Below are 21466 nucleotides of genomic sequence, written 5' to 3' on the forward strand. Positions count from 1 at the left end.
CCGGGGAGCGAACGAGACAGGATTCAGTCCATCCTGCGAGCGGTGCCCAGCAGTCCGGCCTCTACATCCGTCGCACTGGTCATCACCCAGTGGCGTTCGCGGCCCGACACCCAGAGGGTGACACCGTCCGCAAGGGTCGGCAGAGCCTCGCTCTCGGTCCTGGCGAGCCCCAGGATCCGGCCGATCTGCTCGGACTCGGCCGGAGACACCCGCTGAACACCCACGAGCGTCGCCGCCCGCATCAACCGAGGTGCCACCGGGCTCAGATAAGGCAGCAGCGTCAGTACCGACTGCCACGGCGAGGACACCACCCGGCCGCGAGGCGGGCGCATGCCGCAGTCGCGCACCACGACCACCGGACTGCCGACGGTCGCTCCGGTCGGCGGAACCCGGCCCACGTCGTGGAGCGAGACGCACTCGAGCCCCGCGCCCGCGGCCTGCGCCAGCGTGGTCCACGCCTGGGTGCGGCCCGTCTCGACCGCCACCCGCGCACCGGTACCGGCCGCGCGCAGCGCCAGCACCTGCGCCGTCCAGAGACCGCCGATCAGCAGGACGTCGTACGGTGCCGGACGGTGGAAGCCGATCAGCTGCGGGCGGCCTTCGGCGTCGTCACCGATGATCACCCCGTCGTCCCCCACCGGCAACGACAGGGCGCCCAGGTGGTCCGCCGCCAGGGTGTGGCCGGCGTGGCGCGGGCCCAGCAGCCCTCGCCTCGGAGCGATGTGCTTCGTCACTGTGCGCCTCCCAGGGGGAGCGTCGCCAGGACGCCCGGCAGCTGCTCTCGGTCCAGCCGTACGAGACCGACCTCGGCGTGCCGTGCGGCCTGCTCCAAAGTCCTTCGTACGCCGACCAGTTCGGTGTCGGAGCCGCCGGTGATCCGCACGTGGCCGCGCACCGACACGTGGCCCTGGTGCGCACCGCGGCGCACCGTCAGGCTGAACGTCGTCGCGTACGCCGGCACCGATGTCAGCAGCGAGACGAGCCGCGGAAGCGGAGTCGCCCCCCGCCCGAGCTCCGGCCAGCGGTCCACCGCGTAGGTGGTGTGCCAGCGGTCGTCGCAGCGCCAGACCCGCGGCGTCTCCGCCGTACGCCGCTGCGGCGCGGCATCCGGGCGTCCGGCACGGGCCGACAGGATGGGGTTGGCGCACGCGGACGTCGCCACCGCGGAGTTCAGCTCCTCCTGGTCCAGCACCGAGGCCCGGAACCCCGCACCGGTGATCCGGCTCGCCACATGGTCCGCGACCCGGACCAGGCAGCGCTGAGCCCCTCCGAGCCCGCCACCGCGGGCCTCCACGGCTTCCCGGCACAGCTCCGGATCCAGCTTCACCGCCACCCAGGTCATCCGCAGCGCGGGCGCCCCGGTCCGGTCCTGCAGCGGGGCGTACGAGAGCCGGGCCACCGACCGCTCCGGCAGATGCGGCGCAGGGGCGGGCCGTACCTGCTGCACGAGTTGCGCGGACTCGAGCACGATGTCGTCCACCGAGAGAGCGTCGCCCAGGAGGGACAGCGGGAGCGCCCGGGCACCCTGCGCCTGACGAAGCGATTCACCGCTCGCCTCGACCCGTACGACCGCGGTCAGGAACGTGCCGTCCCCGACCATGCCCACCGTGCGGCGGGCGCCGTCCACATAGATGTACGGAGCGAATCCCGGCACGCTCTCCGCCACAGGAGCCAGTTGCGGCTCCGTCTCGGCGGGGGCCGCCACCGCCGACCGGTTTCGACGGCGGAGGGAGGACACCGTCGAGAGCCAGTCCTGCACGGCCCGGCCCCGGCGGCGTACCACTGCGAGAAGGATGAACAGACAGGCGATCACTCCTGCGGGAATGAGCCACGCGCCGCCGAGCGCGGCACCCACCACGGCCACTGCCAGGGCTGCTTCGACGAGCACCATCTGCCGCAGCGCGGGACCGACGCGGCCGGTCCTGGAGATCGAATGGAGAGTGGTGGCCGCTGGGGCGTCCGCCGACCGGTGGGGGGCTGTGCCGTCCGACCCGTTGCTGCGTTGCCTCCGGGAAGGGCGGGGCGTTCGGTGGGTGGACCGCCTCGCGCGTTCCCCCGTCGCTGCACCCATCGCCGCGTTGCCCCCTCGTGTCCGTATTCACCGTTTTTTGCACGGGCGTTGATCGGGCGATCACCCTACCTGAGCGGTGAGAGCCAAGTGCCAACAGGCATAGTAGGGGTCCACGTCGGCGGCAGCGGTCCACGGCCGGTGTGGGAATCTGGTCGCCCACAGGGGAGAAGGGGCAGCGCGCACATGGCATCACGGCGGGACGAACTCAATGCCTACACCTTCGCGAAGCGGAGGTTGGTCGCACAGTTCCTGCAGCCCCACCCGTCCGGCTCGGAAGAGGGGGCGCCACGTCCGCTTCGCGCGGTGGTGCCCGGAGTGATCGTCGGCGTGGTCGTCCTCGCGGTGTTCGGAGCCTGGGGCATGTTCAAGCCCGTAGCGCCCCAGAAGTGGGACACCCCCTACGAGAACGTCATCATCGCCAGCAAGTCCACCACCAGGTACGTGGTGTTGACGACCGACGGCAAGACACAGCTCCACCCGGTGCTGAACATGTCCAGCGCCAAGCTCCTCCTCGCCCCGGACAAGGGCAAGGTCGTCAACGTCGACGAGTCGGTCCTCGACAGCGGCAAGATCCCGCACGGGGCGACCCTCGGCATCCCGTACGCCCCCGACCGCCTGCCGGACAAGGGCGAAGCCGGTTCCACGAAGCGCTGGGCGGTCTGCGAGCGGCCCGGCGAGGGCGGCAGGGCCATCCAGAAGGCGGCGTTCGTCTTCGCGGAGCGCGAGCAGAAGAAGACCGAAGGCGCGAACAAGCTGCACGGCGGCGAGGTGATGTACGTCGAGGGCCCGGGACCGGACAGGACCCGCTACATCGTGGACGCCACGGGCAAGGCGTACCCGGTGGAGAACAACGAGCTGCTGCTGCGCACCCTGGTCGACCAGGACCGTGTCCCCCAGCGGGTGTCGGCCGAGTGGCTCGCCACGCTGCACATGGGCGACGAGGTCACCTTCCCGGCCATCGAGGGAACTCCCGGTACCGACGCGGGTGTTCCGGGGGAGCTGCAGCCCGACGACAACAAGGTGGGGATGATCCTCGCGGCGACCTCGGGTACGAGGACCCAGCAGTACGTGGTCCTCAAGGGGAGGGTCGCCCCGGTGTCCGACTTCGTCGCCAAGCTCCTGCTCAGCAGCCGCGACCTGGTCGACCTCGAGCAGGACGGCAAGGCGAAGTCCGTCAGCGCCGGAGCGTTCGAGCCCGGTGAGGCCTTCGGGCAGGAAGCGGACTGGCCGACGAACGAGGCGACACCCGTCAACTCCGCGAGCGCGGCGGACGGAAGCCGTAACACCGTGTGCAACGTCCTGCGCGGCGTATCGGAGAAGAACGGCACCAGCACGCTCAGCACCTGGGCGGGCAAGGGCTTCCCCGCCACCCTCCCTACCGGCTCCAGCAGTGCCTACGTCACCCCCGGATCCGGGCAGCTCTTCCGGCAGTTCAAGGGTTCCAGCCCTGAGTCGGGGCCTCTCTTCCTGGTGACCGACACGGGCCTGCGCTATGCCATGCAGTCCAACGGCGACAGCGCGCAGGACGACTCCGGCATCGGTGAGTCCGGCACGAAGGAGGAAAGGAAGCAGAGGCAGCAGGAGGCGCAGCAGGCGCAGATCAAGCTGGGTTACAAGGACGTCGACCCCGCACCCGTCCCCGCCGACTGGTCCGCCTTCCTGCCGACGGGCCCCCGACTGTCGACCGGCGCCGCGCGCCAGCCGCAGGGTTCGTGAGGAGCGACACGTGACCACGCAGAGCACGTCCACTCGTTCCCGTCGGCTGCTGACAGCCGCGGCCGCCACCGGGGTCCTCCTCGTCACCCTGCCGGTGCCCATGGCAGCCGCGGACGACGCCACCCAGTGCACCTTTCCCTCGAAGAAGTACGCGGGCCGCCCCTGGGCACTGCAACGCGTGCTGATGGACGAGCTGTGGGAGCAGTCCACCGGCAAGGGCGTACGGGTGGCCGTCATCGACACCGGCGTCGACGTCAAGAACCCTCAGCTCACGAAGGCCGTGGACACCGGGAGCGGACGCAACTACCTGGACAAGAACCTGAAGGACGAGAACGGCAACAAGGTCGAGCGCGGCAACGAGAACGGCACCACCGACCTGGTCGGCCACGGCACCAAGGTCGCCGGCATCATCGCCGCGCGCGAGGCGAAGGGCACCGGGTTCACCGGCCTGGCCCCGGACGCGACGATCATCCCGATCCAGCAGAACGACGCCGAGGGTCACGGGACAGCGGAAACGCTGGCGCAGGCCATCCGTTACGCCGCCGGGGAGGGAGGCGCGGACGTCATCAACATCTCCCAGGACACGGCCAACGCGGTGGAGCCCGCACCCGCCCTGAAGGAGGCGGTGGACGCGGCTCTGGCCCAGGACATCGTGATCGTCGCCTCGGCGGGCAACGACGGGCTGGGCGGAAACGTCAAGGAGACCTACCCGGCCTCGTTCGCCGGAGTCCTGGCCGTCGCCGCCTCGGACCGCAACAACGAGCGTGCGGCCTTCTCGCAGTCCGGCGACTTCGTGGGTGTCGCGGCACCGGGGGTGGACATGGTGTCCACGGTTCCCGGCGGGGGACACTGCTCCGACAACGGCACCAGCTTCTCGGCCCCTTACGTCGCGGGGGTCGCGGCGCTCATCAAGGCCAAGCACAAGGACTGGACGCAGGAGCAAATCGTCGCCCAGATCCAGCAGACGGCGGAGCGCTCGACCGCGGGCCACGACCGACTGGTCGGATGGGGGGTCGTCGACCCGGTGCGCGCCTTGACGGAGGACGACAAACCCATCGAGAAACCGGTGGCACACGAGGGCGTGAGCAAGGGCGAAGCGCCGGTCCCCGCCGCGTTCCACCTGGGTGAGACCGCCGACGAGCGCAACGCGCGGCTAGCGACCTACGTCGTGGTGGGCGGGGGAGTGCTGGTCGCCGCCATCGCGGGAACGGCCGTGGCCGTGCGCGACAGGCAGAGGCGGCAGGGGCGTCCTGGCGGTGCGTGACGGCCGGGGCGCTTGACGCCGGGGAAGTTACGTGATGGACAAGACAGTTGGTCATGTCAGTGCCATTGGCTAGAGTGATGCTATGGGGCCAGGGCTGTTCACGCGAGTGCGATAGCAACGCGAGACAGACTGTGCAAACGGGGAAACGGGGAAGGACAGCAACGTGGCCGAAGGCAAAGGCAATCTCCGGCGCGGGGTAGGCGCCCTGGAGAAGTTCCAGAAGAGCGTGAACGCGTTGCTGGCGGAGCTCGAGAGTTCACCGGCCGGCAAGTCGAAGGTCGCGGCACAGACGGTGTCGCGTACCGCCTTGAGTGGCCAGAACACATGCTTCGCGGAAGCGGACGGGCTCTACACCCAGTACAACCGGGTCCACGAGTCGCTCGTCACGCTCTCGAAGTCCCTGAGCGACCAGATCGAGTACCTGAACCTCGGCGTGCACGCGGCGGCTGTCGGCTTCGACAACGTGGACGACGACACGCGACGACGGTTCCACGAGATCCGGACGCGCCTCGACAAGGAGCACGAGCAGGCGCAGGGCGAGAAGACGGTCAAGCCCGAGCAGAACGCCGACAAGAAGAGCGACGCGGGGTGGGCAGCCGAATGAGTGAACCGAAGACGCCGGCACCGGGTGCTGAGGCGGAGCCGGAGCTGAGCCCCGCGGAACAGCTGAAGCAGGACGAGGGCCGCGTCCAGGGCCAGTTGATCGTCACGGACGTCAACCGTGTGGTGCAGGGCGTGATGGAGGTGTTCGGGGGCTCCGGCCCCGCGGGACGGACCTCCTTCGAAGGCCATGAGCTCAACGCGATGATCGACCTGATCGAGAACTCCAAGCCGGAGGATCTCGAAGCGGCGGGCAAGGCGCTCTGGAACGCCAGGGGAGCGATCAAGGACGCGGCGGGCGAACTGGGACGGTTCATCGAGGGCGTCGACTGGGAGGGCGAATCCGGGACCGCCTTCCGCGACTGGGGTATGGCCCTGGTCGCCCATGCCGACAAGCTGGCCGTCTTCGCGGAAGTGGCCGGCACCCAGATCACCGTCGCAGGCACGGGTCTCGCTTCGGTGCGTAACTCCCTCCCGCCCCGGGACAACCGCCTCGTCCGCAAGTCCCCCGACGAGATCGAGGCCCCGAAGCGGATCGAGGGCAACGCGGAGTACGAGGCGGCGGTGAAGGTCGAGAAGGACCGCCAGGAGGCCATCAACCAGGCGAACCGGCTGGCTTCGTACTACGCGGTTTCGGAGGAGACGCTGGCGGCGCAGCAGCCGCCGCGGTTCGAGAAGAAGCTTGATGTGGAGGTGCCGCGGCCGACAAACGACAACACCTTCCCCAGGGGCCCCGAATCAGGTTCCGGAATCCAGAGCGGTGAGGGAGGGCGCGGCTCCTATTCCGAGCGGGCGGTTGTCAGCAGCCCTGGTGCAGAGGGTGACCATCGAGCATCCTCTGTGGCACCCCCTGGGCTGGTCACACCTGTTCTGGACGAGAGCACCTCGACAGAGATCAACAGCATCGCCACCCCGACGGCCCCGGTGAATACCCCAACCGCCCCTTCTCCGGTACCCACCACAAGCCCTGCACCCAGTGGGGGTCCTCTTCCGGTGGCGAACGGCTTTGTGAACCCCGTGACAAGCAGCTCCCGGGCCCACGGAGCACCAGTGCCCAGGGCTGCCGGCCAGCCAGGCTTCAGTGGTGCCAGACCGAATGGGCCCACGGGAAGCGGTCCCGCGGCGAACGGCCGGGCGGGATCCCCGGTGGGACGCCCCGCGCCCACCGGGGGCTCGGCCTCCGGTAACCCCGGGCGGCCAGTTGCCGGACCGCAGTCCCCGACTGCCGGCCGGCCCGCTGTCACCGGCGGCAGGCCGACGGCGGCAGGCCACACAGGTACGTCCGGGGCCACCGGCCCCCGTGCCGGACGGCAAAACGGCATCATGGGCGGCACCCCGCAGCGCGCCACTCCGGGAGCGAGCACGCCAGGGGGTGCCCGTGGCGTCCCGCGCGGCACTGTTATCGGGGCCGGTGGCGCGGCACGGACGGGTGGACCGGCCGGCGGTATCGGCCAGCGGGGCGTCCTCGGGGCCGGAGGTACGAACGGTGCGTCGCGCCCTGGCGGTCGAGGCACTCCCAGTACCAAGGGTGTTGTCGGCACGCCTCGAGGTGGGGCTGCGGGACCTGGAGCCAATGCGAAGGGCTTCACGGCCGGGGGCGCTGGTCTGGTGCGTGGCCCGGTGGGCCGGAGGGACTCCAGAGACGAGGACCAGGACGAGGGCACGCCCCGTCCGGACTACCTGACGGAAGACAGAGAGACGTGGGAGGCCGGCCGACGTGGATCCGCACCGCCGGTGATCGAGTAGGTACACGGAAGGTTCGGAAGTCAGGATGACAGCAGGAATGAGCCAGACCCGGAAGCGCCGTACGCCTCTCGAATTGAGAGGGCGCCTGCTCGGCACGGTGGCCATGGCCGCTGCTTGGACTGTGGGACTTACTGCAGCTGCTCCCTCGGCATTTTCCGCAGACGTGCAGTCCAAGCAGTGGTATCTCGAAGCGATGCAGGCCGAAGAGATGTGGAAGGTCACCAGGGGGGAAGGCATCACGGTCGCTGTCATCGACACCGGCGTCAATCCATCGACGCCGTCCCTGAAGGGGCAAGTCTTGAAAGGGCTTGACGCTACGGAGGCCGACGGTGACGAATTCGACGACTACAACGGCCACGGCACCACCATGGCTGAGCTGATCGCCGGGACGGGCAGGGGCGAAGGCCTGAAGGGCCTTGCACCCAGCGCAAAGATCATTCCCTTCCGGATTTCCAATACTGAATTTCAGAACGCACATTCGGTTAATGCGCGGGACTCGGAAGATGCAATTCGTGCCGCGGCAGACAGTGACGCACAGGTCATCAGCATGTCGTTCGGTAGCGAGTTCCCGACCTCTGGAGAGCGAGAGGCCGTCCAGTACGCACAGGGCAAGGGAAAGCTGTTTTTTGCTTCCGTTGGAAACAACGCGCAGGGCGGAAACAGGGAAGAGTATCCGGCGGCCTACCCTGAGGTTGTCGGAGTGTCGGCTGCAGACAAGAGAGGAAAAGTCGGCGAATTTTCCCAGCACGGCCAGATCACAGACCTCGCAGCTCCTGGACTCGATGTGCCGCACTGGTGTGACGAAACATTTCAGGAATACTGCGACGGGGACGGTACCAGCCAGGCGACCGCCATCGCGTCCGCCTCCGCAGCCTTGGTGTGGTCAGCCCACCCGGACTGGACTGCCAATCAGGTACTCAACGTCCTCTTCGACACCGCGAGCCGCGACTGGGAAAAGGGAACGCTCAGCAAGTACCTCGGCCACGGCCTGATCCGCCCTTCCATGAACATCTTGAAGGGAAAGGGCACGCCCGGTGCAGCGGACATCAGCCCGCTCACCAAGGAGAAGACGCCCGGTTCCGCAGGCTCAGCCGCCCCGTCTGCATCAGCCTCGTCACAGCCTGAGAAGAGCGAGAAGGCTGACGACGCTGCCATGGCAGGCTCCAGCACGGAGAAGAACGACGGCAGCCAACTGGGCCTGATCCTCGGCGGAGTGGCCGTGGTTCTCGTACTCGGCGTCGGTGGTTTCCTGTTCGCGCGCAGGCGCCGTACCGCCTGACGGGCCGTAGTTCCTCATATGTACCCCCGGCGGGAATGCCGGACCGAAGAAGAGCATCAGGAAGGAAGCCAGCACCATGGCAGATCAGAAGCTTTCAGATGACGCGCTCATCAAGATCGAGGGCGAGCTCTCCACGCGATTCGAATCCGTGAGGGGCCAGATCAAGACGCTGCAGGGGACGATCGACAGCCTGGAAGGCGCGTGGAAGGGCATCGGCGCCACCGCCTTCAACAGCAAGCAGGATGAGATCAACCGGAGGATGGGCAACATCGCCGTCCGGATGGCCAACTTCCAGGAAGCCATCAAGGCGGCCCGCGTGATCTCGGGCAACACCGAAGACGAGATCAAGGCGGCCCTCCAGGGCGTCGACGTGGTCGACGGTTACTCGGCCGGCGCGGAGGCCAAGACCGCGGCCATCACCCCTCCGCCCTCGGCGCTCAACTCCCTCTGAGCTTCGCCGCATCCGTACTGCGTACGGACCATCACATAGAACTAGATTGAACTGGAGGACCGTATGCCGACCAACGACGGCACGATGGTTGTCACTTATGCAAGCCTCGAGCAGGCCGCTGGTGACATCGACCGGCAGAGCAGGCAGCTTCAGGAGGACCTCGCGGCGATCAAGCGAGTGGTTGCCAGTGCGTCCGAACTCTGGGTGGGCGAGGCCAAGACGGCGTACGACGCGGCGCAGGCCGGCTGGGACCGTGACGCCACGGCGATTCAGACGGCCCTGACCGAGATCTCCCGCAAGGTGCGCGAGGCCGGCACGGCCTACCAGGGCGGCGACAAGCGGGCGAGGGCCAACTTCGAGTAGGACTCGCTGAAGAGCAAACAGGTCAGGGTGGACACGCACGGGAGGTGCCCACCCTGACCTGTGTCGTGAGGCCGGAGTGCTCGCGCTCTGCCGGCCGCACGTCTTCGGTTCAGGTCACTGGTCCTTCAACAGGGTCCACCACCAGGCGACGCTGGGGATGGGCAGGGGGTGGTCCGCCTCTCGTTCGCGAAAGGGAGAGGCGGCGCTGCCGGCGGGGAGGTCGGCGGGGTCCTCCGGATTGACGTAGCGACTGGTGGTGAGGGACCAGTCGTAGTCGGCACGGATCCAGGAGTCGCAGTCCGTGATCCACCGGCGGAGTTCGGAGCCGGCGTCCCGCAGAATCTGGTCGCGGAGGCGGAGGTAGAGGGTCATGGCGCGGGTGTGCATCATGGCGGTCTCGCTCACCGCCTCGTCGAGGGAGCATTTCCGCTCGTACGCGATCAGGTCGATGATGTTTCCGAAGCTGTCTTGGCTGCGTTGCCGCTCCTTGTGGTAGGAGATCAGGTCGTTGGACCAGCCGATGATCGAGGCGAAGACTTCGACGAACCCGCGGATGTCGTGGCGCTCGTAGTCGGCCGCGGGGAGGTCGTATCCGTGGATGATCTCGCTGAGCGTCGAGAAGATCTTGACCCCGGAGGAGTCGAGCCGGACCGCCAGATGATCCGAAAGGCTGGGAATCCGGCCGTGGGCGCTGTTGGCGGCCATCCATATCTGGCCCTGGAGGTAGGCCCGGAAGCTGGCGGCCCAGCGAGCGGTCTGCACGGGCGTGGTCAAGTGGTCGAGTCTCAGGCGCAACTCGCGTAGAGCGGCGCTGTAGCTGTCGTCGGCGGGAGCCGCCCAGGGGACTTCGACGATGCGCTGAAGCTTGGTGATGATGAGCAGGGTGGCGTCCGGGGACGCTGCGACAGGCCCCTCGTCGCAGAACTCGTCGTCGAACGCGAAGAGCCACATCAGGAAGTCCGACGTCCACTGCAAGGCGGCAGGACGCCCGGCGGGGGCGCCGCGGCTGGTTATCTCTCCCACGGAGATCCGCATCAGCCGTTCGCGTTGCGCTCGGTCGGAGTAGAGGCCGAATCGATCGAGCCAGACGGCGGAGCGCTCGTCGATCTCACGCCAGCCCGGATGGATCCCCGAGGGGAGCGGAACCCACAGCTGAGGGATCTTCGGCGCTGGAGCTGGGGAGGTCATGTACCGCCCTTTCACGGGTGCTTCTCAATGCCTCTGGGCCCCGGAAGTTAGCAAGGGTCACAGCAGGCGTGTACAACCCTTTCAAGCCTGCTTGGCCTACGGGCCACTGTCCTTCCCCCACGGGACCGGGGCGTCCGGGCCTGTCTTCGACACCTGTGAAAGGCGAGAAAGCGGTTGATCGCGCCTCGATTCAGGTTGATCGCGCGCAGCGCGGCGTTGGCCCGAAAGTGACTCTTGTCAGGTGGGGATTCACCGAATCGGGGGAGGAGCCCCGGGCATTGCGAGCGGCACCAGCCTCTCCGGGCAGCGCTGAAGCCGACGGTGTGACGGGAGACGCTCAGCACGTGCCCTCGCGGCTCGCCACCGCACAGTCGTAGTTCGGGACGGTCACAGAGCCGACGCCGCCTGCGACGCCCGGCGGCCGGGAGTCCCCGTTCTTCGTGCCTGTCACGTGTACGCAGAAGGCTGCGTCCGCGTCCGAGCTTCACGAGTATTCACACTGCGTTGGTGAATCGCCTCTGCTGCGGTCCCCACGGAGGCGACTGGGTGCGGAGAAGGGTTGCCGGGCCGCCGCTCCCCGGCTGTCTCGGCTGCTTCTGCCGACGATCATGTGGGTTGATTTCTTCGAGGCCCGGCCCACACGCAGCGACGGGCGGTGACAGAGGCGTCTCGCCCACTGTCACCGCCCTACCCGTCACTGCCGCGTGTCCTGCCGTGCGCCCTACGCTTCCCCGCCCATGAGCCCGGTCTGCACCAACGGATTTCCGCGGCGCCGGGTGACGAAGACCCCGCGCCCCGGGGGCATCGGGCGCGGCCGGACGTTGCCGAGCACGTCCCCCTCGACGGGGTCGCCCGACAGCATCACACCCTGCGCCCCCAGCTCCAGGATGCGCTGCATGAAGGGCTCGTACAGCGCACGGCCCGCACCCGCCGTGCTGCGGGCGATGATGAACCGCACGCCGACATCGCGGGAGAACGGCAGCATCTCCGTCAGCTTGGCCAGCGGGTTCCCGCTGGACGTCGACACCAGGTCGTAGTCGTCGACGACCACGTACACCGTCGGACCGCTCCACCAGCTGCGGTCACGGAGCTCCTGGGCCGTGACTTCGGGCGAGGGCGTACGACGCTTCATCAGGTCGTACAGCGCGTCGGCGTGGTGTTCCATGTTGTTGGACATGGGCACGTACTCCGCCAGGTGCGTGGCGGGGGTGACGTCGAGCAGCGCTCGCCGGTTGTCGATGACGAAGAACTTCGCGGCGTTCCCGTCGTACCTCTCGGTCAGCTGCTTGATGAGCAGGCGCAGGAGGTTGGACTTGCCGGACTCGCTCTCGCCGAACACCAGGAAGAACGGGTCCCGCTCGAAGTCGAGGAAGACCGGCTCGAGGTTGTTCTCGTCGATACCGAACGCGATGCCCCGTTCCGGCTGCGCGTAGCCCGCGGGCAGCTCGTGGACCGGGAGTTCGCGGGGCAGCAGCCTGACCGCCGGGGCGGGAGCCGCGGTCCAGTGCCGGGCGACCTCCGCGTTCATCGCCGCCGTGGCCTCGGAGAGGTCGCTGTCGGAGTTGATGCCGTCGATCCGCGGGACCGCGGCCATGAAGTGCAGCTTCTCCGGCGTGAGACCGCGTCCGGGTACGCCGGGGGGCACGTTGACCGCGGCCTTGCGGTCCAGCTCGGAGTCCATGACGTCTCCGAGCCGCAGCTCCAGCCGGTTCATCAGGTGGTCCTTCAGATTGGCCCGGACCTCCATCGAACGCGACGCCGTGACGATCAGGTGGATGCCGTAGCCGAGGCCTCGTTGGGCGATGTCGACGGCCGCCGATTCCAGGCCCTCGTAGTCCGACCGGAAGTTGCCCCAGCCGTCGATGATCAGGAAGACGTCGCCCCACGGCTGGTCCGCCACCGAGATCTCGCCACGGGCGCGCAGCCTTCGGAAGGTGGCGATGGAGTCGATGCCGGCGCTGCGGAAGTACTCCTCACGCCGCGCCATGATCCCGTACACCTCGGAGACCGTACGGCGCACCCGTTCCGGGTCGAGCCGGGACGCGACCCCTCCGACATGGGGCAGACCGGAGACCGAGGCCAGGCCGCCGCCGCCGAAGTCGAGTGCGTAGAACTGGACCTCGTGGGGCGTGTGGGTGAGGGCGAAGCCCGCGATGAGCGAGCGCAGGAGCGTGGACTTGCCGGACTGCGGGCCGCCGGTGATCTGCATGTGGCCCGCCGCACCGGAGAAGTCCCGGTAGAGCGTGTCGCGGCGCTGCTCGTACGGCTTGTCGACCACACCCAGCGGTGCGACGAGGCGTCCCGATCCCTCGAACCCGGGCTGGGTCAGCCCACGGCCCTCGACCGCGGAGAGCCCCGGAAGGAGCTCGTCGAACGACGGCGGGTTGTCCAGCGGAGGAAGCCACACCTGGTGGGCGGAAGCACCCCGGCCCTCCAGCCGGCGCACGATCACATCGAGCACCGTGTCCGCCAGGGCGTCGTCCTCGGACGTACGCGGCTCGGGTACACCGGTCTGCGCCGCGGGCTGTACGTAGCGCACCGGCACCGGAGCCGCGGTGAACACCACCGGCATGCGGTCCACGGGCAGGGGGCCGGAGGACGCGGCCGGCCGTGCGCCCGAGCGGTACACCCCGGAGACGTACGCCGCCTTGAAGCGGACCATCTCGTCCGTGCCGTACTTCAGGTAGCCCGAACCGGGGACGTTGGGCAGGTGGTACGCGTCGGGCACGCCGAGCGCGGCCCGGGACTCGCCCGCGGAGAACGTACGCAGACCGATCCGGTACGACAGATAGGTCTCCAGGCCGCGCAGCCGCCCCTCTTCGAGGCGCTGCGAGGCCAGCAGCAGATGGACGCCCAGCGAACGGCCGATGCGCCCGATCTGCACGAACATCTCGATGAAGTCCGGCTTGGCGGTGAGCAGCTCGCTGAACTCGTCGATGACCAGGACGAGCGAGGGGATGGGCTGCAACGGGGCACCCGCCGCTCGCGCCTTCTCGTAGTCGTGGATGTTGGCGTAGTTGCCCGCGTCGCGCAGCATCTCCTGGCGGCGGTTGAGTTCGCCGCTGATGGAGTCGCCCATGCGGTCCACCAGCGTCAGGTCGTCCGCGAGGTTGGTGATCACCGCTGCGACGTGGGGCATCTGCGCCATACCGGCGAAGGTGGCACCACCCTTGAAGTCCGCGAGGACGAAGTTGAGCGTCTCCGAGGTGTGGGTGACGGCGAGGCCCAGCACGAGCGTGCGGAGCAGCTCGGACTTGCCGGAACCGGTGGCGCCGACACACAGGCCGTGCGGTCCCATGCCCTCCTGCGCCGCCTCCTTGAGGTCCAGCATCACCGGCGCGCCGTCCTCACCCACGCCGATCGGGACCCGCAGCCGTTCGGCCTGCGAGCGGGCCCGCCAGGTGCGGCTCACATCGACGGAGGCCGCGTCACCGAGATTCAGCAGATCGGTGAACTCCAGATTGGCGAGCAGAGGTTCGTCGTCGTCCCCGCCCGTGGCGACGTGGAGCGGGGCCAGTTGCCGCGCCAGTGCCTCGGCGGCCTCGTGGCTCAGCAGGTCGGGGAGACCGTCGTAGACCAGGCCGTGCCCCGACTCCAGCTGCAGCGAGTGGGGGTCGACCACGATGGAGAGGCCGCCGCGCGCCCCGTTGACCTGGCCCGTGACGATCTCGACCACCGTCACGCCCTGGAGGCCCTCGGTCGACGCGAGCGCGGACGTCGCGGGGACGGACTCGCCGTCGAGCACGACGACGACGTGCGGCTGGTCGAGGAGGGGCTGGCCGCCCGGCTGGAAACGGGGCCTGCCGTCGAGGTGTCCCGCGAGCATCTCCTCCAGTTCCGCGACGCTCGTGCTGATCAGGCGGCGGCTGCCGGCGCCGTCGGTGGAGCCCCGCGCCTGGACGTGCGGGAGCCACTTCGTCCAGTCCCAGCGCGGAGCGGCGTCGCGGCCGGTCGCGACGGCGATGATCAGGTCCTCGGGGGAGTGCAGCGAGGCGAGCGACCCGATCATCGCGCGGGCGGTGGCGCGCGCGGACTCCCCCTCGCCGCTGATCGTCAGGTGGTAGAAGGCACGGAGGGAGACCGCCATCGGCAGACCGTCCAGCGTGCTGTGGGTCGTCAGGAACTGCTGCATCGCCCCGGCGGTCAGAGGCTCCAGCTCATCGACCGGCGCGGTGTCGGGTGCGACGAGCGGAGTCGCGAGCTCCTGGCTGCCCAGACCGATGCGTACGTGGGCGAAGTCCGCGTCACCGACACGGCGCTCCCACAGCCGGCTGCCCTCGGCGACGAGCGCCCACAGCTGCTCCGGGGACGGGTGGAGGTAGAACTGCGCGTCGCGCTGCTGCCGGGCGGTCCGGAGTACGGCGCGTCTGGTCTGCGTCAGGTACTTCAGATAGTCGCGCCGCATGTCCGCGAGCTGACCCTGGGTGCCGCGCCGGAAGCGGATGATCATCGCGATGGCCATCGCGATCGTCGACGCGATCATGATCATGCCCATGATCCGCATGATCGGGTTCGGCGTCATGAAGAAGAAGACGACGGAACCACCCATACCGAGCATCGGCAGCAGCTGCATCATCACCCCCTCCTGCTGCCCGCGAGGCAACTCGGGCGGAGGTTGCAACTGCACCTGCTCGCCCGGAACTTCGGAGGGGAGGGCCCGCGGTGGGCGCTTGACGACGATCTGGCTCACAGCTCACCAATTCCCTTGCCGGACGGAACTGTTCCTATCGGCGCCCCCGTGGCGACGGGTTCCGTCCGCGGGAGGATCCTACTGGCGTACCCCGTGACCCGAGGGCGGTAGGGTGTCGCGACGCGTGTACGCATCCGCTAACTACCGCAAAAAAATGGGTCATTCGGGACGCAGGAAGAGCCCGTGGCCCAGGGGTGCGTTTCCAGGAGATCGCAGCAGAAGCATGAGGGGGAGCAGCACGTGACTATGACGGCCCAAACGGCGGCTACCGGATCGGGGCGGCCGGGTCCCGGAGTTCCGGCCGGCAACGGAACCGGCTTCTGCCGGGTCACGGTCGTCGCGCCGGACAGCCGCGTCGACGTGGCGCTGCCCGAGGACATCCCCGTCGCCGACCTCTATCCGGAGATCCTCCGGCTGTCGGGGCAGAGCCCGGCCCCTGGTGCTCCGGTCGGCTATCACCTCGTACGCCGTGACGGCACCGTCCTCGACAGCGGGCGCACGCTGGCCGGCCTGCGCATCCTCGACGGTGAGCTGCTGTCCCTGCGCCCCTTCTCGGAGTCGCTGCCCCCCGCGGTCTTCGACGACGTCTCCGACGCCGTCGCCACCGCCGTCGCCCGGGACCGCACCCTCTGGGGCGACAGCCTCATGCGCTCGGCCGGTCTCTTCGGCGGCTCGGTCCTGCTGGTCCTGCTCGGCTTCGTGCTGTGGACCTCCGACGTGCGGCACGACATGCACGGCCTCCCGGGCATCCTCGCCGCCGTCAGCGCCCTGCTCCTCCTCGCTCTGGCATGCGTACGCGCGCGCGTCTACGCGGACCGCGGCTCGTCCATCGCGCTGGGGACCGGCGCACTCGCCAACGCCGCAGTCGCCGGAGCCGGGCTCCTCCCGCTCGGCGCGGGCCAGGGCGTCGGCAGGCTCCAGTTCCTGCTCGCCTGCGCCGCCGTGCTGGTGGCGTCGGTGATCCTCATGATCGCCGCACCCGAAGGTGACGGGACGTTCGTCGCGTTCGTGTTCGCCTCGGTCATCGGCGCACTGGTCACCTTCGTCGCGATCATGACGCGCATGGAGCCGGCCGAGACCGCGGCCGTGTGTGCCCCCCTCTCCGTGGGGCTCCTCGCCTTCCTGCCCGGGCTGTCCACCCGCTTCGCGCGCCTCCCGATCGGCTTCGAGCCGCCCCGCACCACCGTCGGTGACTACGGGACGTCCGACCCCGCGCCCCAGGGCCCGGTCGATGCCGAACGCATCACCGCCCAGGCGCGGCGCGGCCACGAACTGCTCGTCGGCCTCGTCGGCGGATGCGCGCTGGTCGCGGTGGGAGCCGCGGCGGTGCTCGGCTTCTCGGACAGCGTCTGGGGCCAGCTGCTGGCCCTCGCCACCGGGATCGCGATGCTGATGCGCGCCCACCTGTTCCGCTACACGGCCCAGGTCGGCTGCGCCCTGGGGGCAGGGCTCGCCGCACTCGTGCTTCTCGGCCTCGGGCTGTCGCTCAACCCACCGGTCGCCCTCGTGAAGGAGGCGTTCGCCGGGGAGACCGCAGGTCTCGACATCCGTACGATCTGGCTGACCGCGGCGGTCGCCGGGGTCGCGGCCCTGATCACAGCCATAGGGCTGATCGTGCCGCGCAAGGGCGTCACTCCCTTCTGGGGGCGCTTCCTGGAGATCGCCGAGGCCTGCGTGCTCCTGACGCTGCTGCCGCTGTGCCTCGCTGTTTTCGACGTCTACCACTCGATCCGGGCACTCACCAGCTGACACCCGTCGGGGGCGCTCCGAACGGCTGGTACTCTGACCAGTGGCCGTTTGTGTACGCGTTCCCGGATCGTCCTGGGGGCTGCGCTCATCGGACCTTCGCCTCCGAGTCATGGAAGCTCCCCTGAGATCAAGACCAGGGGCACTCGTGGGTGCATCGAACATCAAGAGGAGTACGCGTGCCGCTCGACGCCGCTACGAAGAAGCAGATCATGTCCGAGTTCGCCCAGAAGGAGGGTGACACCGGATCCCCCGAGGTCCAGGTCGCCATGCTCTCCCGCCGGATCTCGGACCTGACGGAGCACCTCAAGACGCACAAGCACGACCACCACTCCCGTCGTGGTCTGCTGATCCTGGTCGGCCAGCGTCGCCGCCTCCTTCAGTACCTGGCCAAGAAGGACATCCAGCGCTTCCGTGCGCTCGTCGACCGCCTCGGCATCCGCCGCGGTGCGGCCGGCGGCGCCAAGTAAGGACGCTGTGGGAGGGAGCGGTACCCCGGTTCCAGGGGGCCGCTCCCTTTGCTGTACGTGCGTGAACCGGGTCCGGCTCAGTAACCTGGACGCACAACACCAGACGAGGAGAGGCGCCCCACGGCCGCCGCCGGTCCTCGGTAGTGGCCCCCGGGACAACGCCCGGGAGCTTCGATCGAAGACCGGCCCGCACACACGGTGCGCTTCTCCGCACCGTCCTCCGCCACACGGGCGGCAGGACGAAAGACGACGAGTATGGAGAAATCACTAGTGGAGAACGAGACCCACTACGCCGAAGCCGTGATCGACAACGGTACTTTCGGCACCCGCACCATCCGCTTCGAGACGGGCCGCCTGGCCAAGCAGGCCGCCGGCTCCGCCGTCGCGTACCTGGACGACGACACCATGGTGCTGTCGGCCACCACCGCTTCCAAGCGGCCCAAGGACCAGCTCGACTTCTTCCCCCTCACGGTGGACGTCGAGGAGCGGCAGTACGCGGCCGGCAAGATCCCCGGCTCCTTCTTCCGCCGTGAGGGCCGGCCCTCCGAGGACGCGATCCTCACCTGCCGCCTGATCGACCGCCCCCTGCGCCCCTCCTTCAAGAAGGGCCTGCGCAACGAGATCCAGATCGTCGAGACGATCATGGCGCTCAACCCCGACCACCTGTACGACGTGGTCGCGATCAACGCCGCCTCCGCCTCCACGATCCTGGCGGGCCTGCCCTTCTCCGGCCCGATCGGCGCCACCCGCGTCGCCCTGATCAAGGGCCAGTGGGTCGCCTTCCCGACGCACACCGAGCTCGAGGACGCCGTCTTCGACATGGTCGTCGCCGGCCGCGTCCTGGAGGACGGCGACGTCGCGATCATGATGGTCGAGGCCGAGGCCACCGAGAAGACCATCCAGCTCGTCAAGGACGGCGCCGAGGCCCCGACCGAAGAGGTCGTCGCCGCCGGTCTCGAGGCCGCGAAGCCCTTCATCAAGGCGCTCTGCAAGGCCCAGTCCGACCTCGCCTCCAAGGCCGCCAAGCCCACCGGCGAGTTCCCGGTCTTCCTCGACTACCAGGACGACGTCCTGGAGGCGCTCAGCAAGGCCGTCAGCACCGAGCTCGCCAAGGCGCTCACCATCGCCGGCAAGCAGGAGCGCGAGGCCGAGCTGGACCGCATCAAGGAGATCGCGGGCGAGAAGCTCCTCCCGGCCTTCGAGGGCCGCGAGAAGGAGATCTCCGGTGCCTACCGCGCGCTGACCAAGAAGCTGGTCCGCGAGCGCGTCATCAAGGACAAGGTCCGCATCGACGGCCGCGGCGTCACGGACATCCGTACGCTCGCCGCCGAGGTCGAGGCCATCCCGCGCGTGCACGGCTCGGCGCTGTTCGAGCGTGGCGAGACCCAGATCCTGGGCGTCACCACCCTCAACATGCTCCGCATGGAGCAGCAGCTGGACACCCTCTCCCCGGTGACCCGCAAGCGCTACATGCACAACTACAACTTCCCGCCGTACTCCGTCGGTGAGACCGGCCGCGTGGGCTCGCCCAAGCGCCGCGAGATCGGCCACGGAGCGCTCGCCGAGCGCGCCATCGTGCCGGTGCTGCCGTCGCGCGAGGAGTTCCCCTACGCGATCCGCCAGGTCTCCGAGGCGCTGGGCTCCAACGGTTCGACGTCCATGGGCTCGGTCTGCGCCTCCACCATGTCGCTGCTGAACGCGGGTGTGCCCCTCAAGGCCGCCGTCGCCGGTATCGCCATGGGTCTGATCTCCGAGGAGATCGACGGCAAGACCCACTACGTCGCCCTCACCGACATCCTCGGTGCGGAGGACGCCTTCGGCGACATGGACTTCAAGGTCGCCGGTACGAAGCAGTTCGTGACCGCGCTCCAGCTCGACACCAAGCTCGACGGCATCCCCGCCTCGGTCCTGGCCGCCGCGCTGAAGCAGGCCCGTGACGCGCGTCTGCACATCCTGGACGTCATGAACGAGGCCATCGACGTCCCGGACGAGATGTCCCCGAACGCCCCGCGGATCATCACCGTCAAGATCCCGGTGGACAAGATCGGTGAGGTCATCGGCCCCAAGGGCAAGATGATCAACCAGATCCAGGAGGACACCGGCGCCGACATCACGATCGAGGACGACGGCACCATCTACATCGGTGCCCAGCAGGGCTCGCAGGCCGAGGCCGCCCGCGCCACGATCAACGCGATCGCCAACCCGACCATGCCGGAGGTCGGCGAGCGCTACCTGGGTACGGTCGTCAAGACCACGACCTTCGGTGCGTTCGTCTCCCTGATGCCCGGCAAGGACGGCCTGCTGCACATCTCGCAGATCCGCAAGCTCGCCGGTGGCAAGCGCGTGGAGAACGTCGAGGACGTGCTCGCGGTCGGCGCGAAGGTCCAGGTCGAGATCGCCGAGATCGACTCCCGCGGCAAGCTCTCCCTGATCCCCGTGATCGAGGGCGAAGAGGCCGACGAGAAGAAGGACGACACCGACAAGTGACGTCCCGTAGTTCCGTGACGACGGCCCGCCCCTCCTCGGAGGGGCGGGCCGTCGCCCGTACCCAAACGCTTCTCAAGGGCAGCAACGGCATCGGCACGGTCCGCCGTACCGTCCTCCCGGGCGGTCTCCGGGTCGTCACCGAGACGCTGCCCTCCGTACGCTCCGCCACCTTCGGGATCTGGGCCAACGTCGGTTCACGCGACGAGACGCCCACCCTGAACGGCGCGACGCACTACCTGGAACACCTCCTCTTCAAGGGCACGGCCAAGCGCAGTGCCCTCGACATCTCGTCCGCGATCGACGCGGTCGGCGGCGAGATGAACGCCTTCACGGCGAAGGAGTACACCTGCTACTACGCGCGGGTCCTGGACACCGACCTGCCGCTGGCCATCGATGTCGTGTGCGACATGCTGACCGGATCCCTGATCGCCCCCGAGGACGTCGACGCCGAGCGCGGCGTCATCCTCGAGGAGATCGCGATGACGGAGGACGACCCGGGCGACTGCGTGCACGATCTGTTCGCGCACACCATGCTCGGCGACACCCCGCTGGGCCGCCCGGTCCTCGGCACCGTCGACACGATCAACGCGCTGAACCGCGGCCAGATCGCCCGCTTCTACAAGAAGCACTACGACCCCACGCACCTGGTCGTCGCCGCCGCCGGCAACGTCGACCACGCCACGGTCGTGCGGCAGGTCCGCAAGGCGTTCGACCGCGCCGGTGCCCTGAGCCGCACCGACGCCGTTCCCACGGCGCCACGTGCGGGCTCCCGCACCCTGCGTGCCACGGGCCGCGTCGAAGTGCTGAACCGCAAGACCGAGCAGGCCCACGTCGTCCTCGGCATGCCGGGCCTGGCCAGGACCGACGAGCGCCGCTGGGCACTCGGCGTCCTGAACACGGCGCTCGGCGGCGGCATGAGCTCCCGCCTCTTCCAGGAGGTCAGGGAGAAGCGCGGCCTCGCCTACAGCGTGTACTCCTACACCTCGGGCTTCGCCGACTGCGGGCTCTTCGGTGTGTACGCGGGCTGCCGTCCCAGTCAGGTGCACGACGTCCTCAAGATCTGCCGCGACGAGCTCGACCGGGTGGCGACGGACGGCCTGGGCGACGAGGAGATCGGCCGGGCCGTCGGCCAGCTCGCCGGTTCCACCGTCCTCGGCCTGGAGGACACGGGCGCGCTCATGAACCGCATCGGCAAGAGCGAACTCTGCTGGGGCGAACAGATGTCGGTCGATGACATGCTGGCGAAGATCGCGGCGGTCACCCCCGACGAGGTCCGGGCCGTGGCGGCCGACGTCCTCGGACAGCGGCCCTCGCTCTCGGTCATCGGCCCGCTGAAGGACAAGCAGGCCGACCGCCTCCAGGAAGCGGTCTCTCTCACCACCCCGTAAGGAAAAG

15 protein-coding genes are annotated in these 21466 nt (G+C 68.9%); 11 read left to right on the forward strand and 4 right to left on the reverse strand.

Annotated elements, in window-relative coordinates; all coding sequences use genetic code 11:
* Window positions 1-23: 23 nt before the first annotated feature.
* Complete coding sequence (locus OO67_RS26895) at window positions 24-734, reverse strand: hypothetical protein (RefSeq protein WP_033304169.1); 711 nt, start codon at window positions 732-734, stop codon at window positions 24-26.
* Window positions 731-2071, reverse strand: a complete 1341-nt coding sequence (eccE, locus tag OO67_RS26900; RefSeq protein WP_033304171.1) for a type VII secretion protein EccE — start codon at window positions 2069-2071, stop codon at window positions 731-733. The genes OO67_RS26895 and eccE overlap by 4 nt, the downstream gene beginning before the upstream one ends.
* A gap of 183 nt (window positions 2072-2254) precedes the next feature.
* Here eccE and eccB point away from each other — a divergent pair, with 183 nt between their 5' ends.
* The 7 genes from eccB to OO67_RS26935 all read left to right on the forward strand — a co-directional run bounded on the left by eccB (window position 2255) and on the right by OO67_RS26935 (window position 9490).
* Window positions 2255-3787 (forward strand): type VII secretion protein EccB, encoded by a 1533-nt coding sequence (gene eccB, locus OO67_RS26905; protein ID WP_033304172.1) that lies wholly within the window; start codon window positions 2255-2257, stop codon window positions 3785-3787.
* Window positions 3788-3797: 10 nt separating this feature from the next.
* The gene (mycP, locus tag OO67_RS26910; RefSeq protein WP_033304173.1) at window positions 3798-5051 is read left to right on the forward strand and encodes a type VII secretion-associated serine protease mycosin; all 1254 of its coding nucleotides are present in this window, start codon (window positions 3798-3800) and stop codon (window positions 5049-5051) included.
* A gap of 163 nt (window positions 5052-5214) precedes the next feature.
* Window positions 5215-5655, forward strand: a complete 441-nt coding sequence (locus OO67_RS26915) for a hypothetical protein (RefSeq protein ID WP_033304174.1) — start codon at window positions 5215-5217, stop codon at window positions 5653-5655.
* A complete protein-coding gene (locus tag OO67_RS26920; RefSeq protein ID WP_033304176.1) occupies window positions 5652-7397 on the forward strand; it encodes a hypothetical protein in 1746 nt (581 codons plus the stop codon). The genes OO67_RS26915 and OO67_RS26920 overlap by 4 nt, the downstream gene beginning before the upstream one ends.
* 25 nt (window positions 7398-7422) lie before the next feature.
* Entirely contained in the window at window positions 7423-8676 is a 1254-nt protein-coding gene (locus OO67_RS26925) for a S8 family serine peptidase (protein ID WP_033304178.1), read from the forward strand.
* Window positions 8677-8752: 76 nt separating this feature from the next.
* Window positions 8753-9127, forward strand: a complete 375-nt coding sequence (locus OO67_RS26930; RefSeq protein WP_033304179.1) for a WXG100 family type VII secretion target — start codon at window positions 8753-8755, stop codon at window positions 9125-9127.
* Window positions 9128-9190: 63 nt separating this feature from the next.
* Window positions 9191-9490 carry a WXG100 family type VII secretion target gene (locus tag OO67_RS26935; protein ID WP_033304180.1) on the forward strand — a complete coding sequence of 100 codons (300 nt, stop codon included), beginning with the start codon at window positions 9191-9193 and terminating at the stop codon, window positions 9488-9490.
* A gap of 114 nt (window positions 9491-9604) precedes the next feature.
* Here the strand turns inward: OO67_RS26935 and OO67_RS26940 are convergent, their stop codons facing one another.
* Entirely contained in the window at window positions 9605-10678 is a 1074-nt protein-coding gene (locus OO67_RS26940) for a (+)-(1(10)E,4E,6S,7R)-germacradien-6-ol synthase (protein ID WP_033304182.1), read from the reverse strand.
* 721 nt (window positions 10679-11399) lie between these two features.
* Window positions 11400-15368, reverse strand: a complete 3969-nt coding sequence (gene eccCa, locus OO67_RS26945; RefSeq protein ID WP_078598307.1) for a type VII secretion protein EccCa — start codon at window positions 15366-15368, stop codon at window positions 11400-11402.
* A 246-nt stretch (window positions 15369-15614) separates the two neighbouring features.
* Between eccCa and eccD the strand changes: the two genes are divergently transcribed.
* The 4 genes from eccD to OO67_RS26965 all read left to right on the forward strand — a co-directional run bounded on the left by eccD (window position 15615) and on the right by OO67_RS26965 (window position 21459).
* Complete coding sequence (gene eccD / locus OO67_RS26950) at window positions 15615-17117, forward strand: type VII secretion integral membrane protein EccD (RefSeq protein ID WP_033304184.1); 1503 nt, start codon at window positions 15615-15617, stop codon at window positions 17115-17117.
* A 176-nt stretch (window positions 17118-17293) separates the two neighbouring features.
* Window positions 17294-17584 carry a 30S ribosomal protein S15 gene (gene rpsO, locus OO67_RS26955; protein WP_003965855.1) on the forward strand — a complete coding sequence of 97 codons (291 nt, stop codon included), beginning with the start codon at window positions 17294-17296 and terminating at the stop codon, window positions 17582-17584.
* Between the two features lie 270 nt (window positions 17585-17854).
* Window positions 17855-20071, forward strand: coding sequence for a polyribonucleotide nucleotidyltransferase (locus OO67_RS26960; RefSeq protein ID WP_033304185.1), 2217 nt, complete (start codon window positions 17855-17857; stop codon window positions 20069-20071).
* On the forward strand, window positions 20068-21459 hold the full coding sequence (locus OO67_RS26965; RefSeq protein ID WP_033304186.1) for a M16 family metallopeptidase: 1392 nt from the start codon (window positions 20068-20070) through the stop codon (window positions 21457-21459). Before OO67_RS26960 ends, OO67_RS26965 begins: the two co-directional genes overlap by 4 nt.
* The last annotated feature ends 7 nt before the right edge of the window (window positions 21460-21466 follow it).

This window comes from Streptomyces atroolivaceus, assembly GCF_000717025.1.
Classification (GTDB): domain Bacteria; phylum Actinomycetota; class Actinomycetes; order Streptomycetales; family Streptomycetaceae; genus Streptomyces; species Streptomyces atroolivaceus.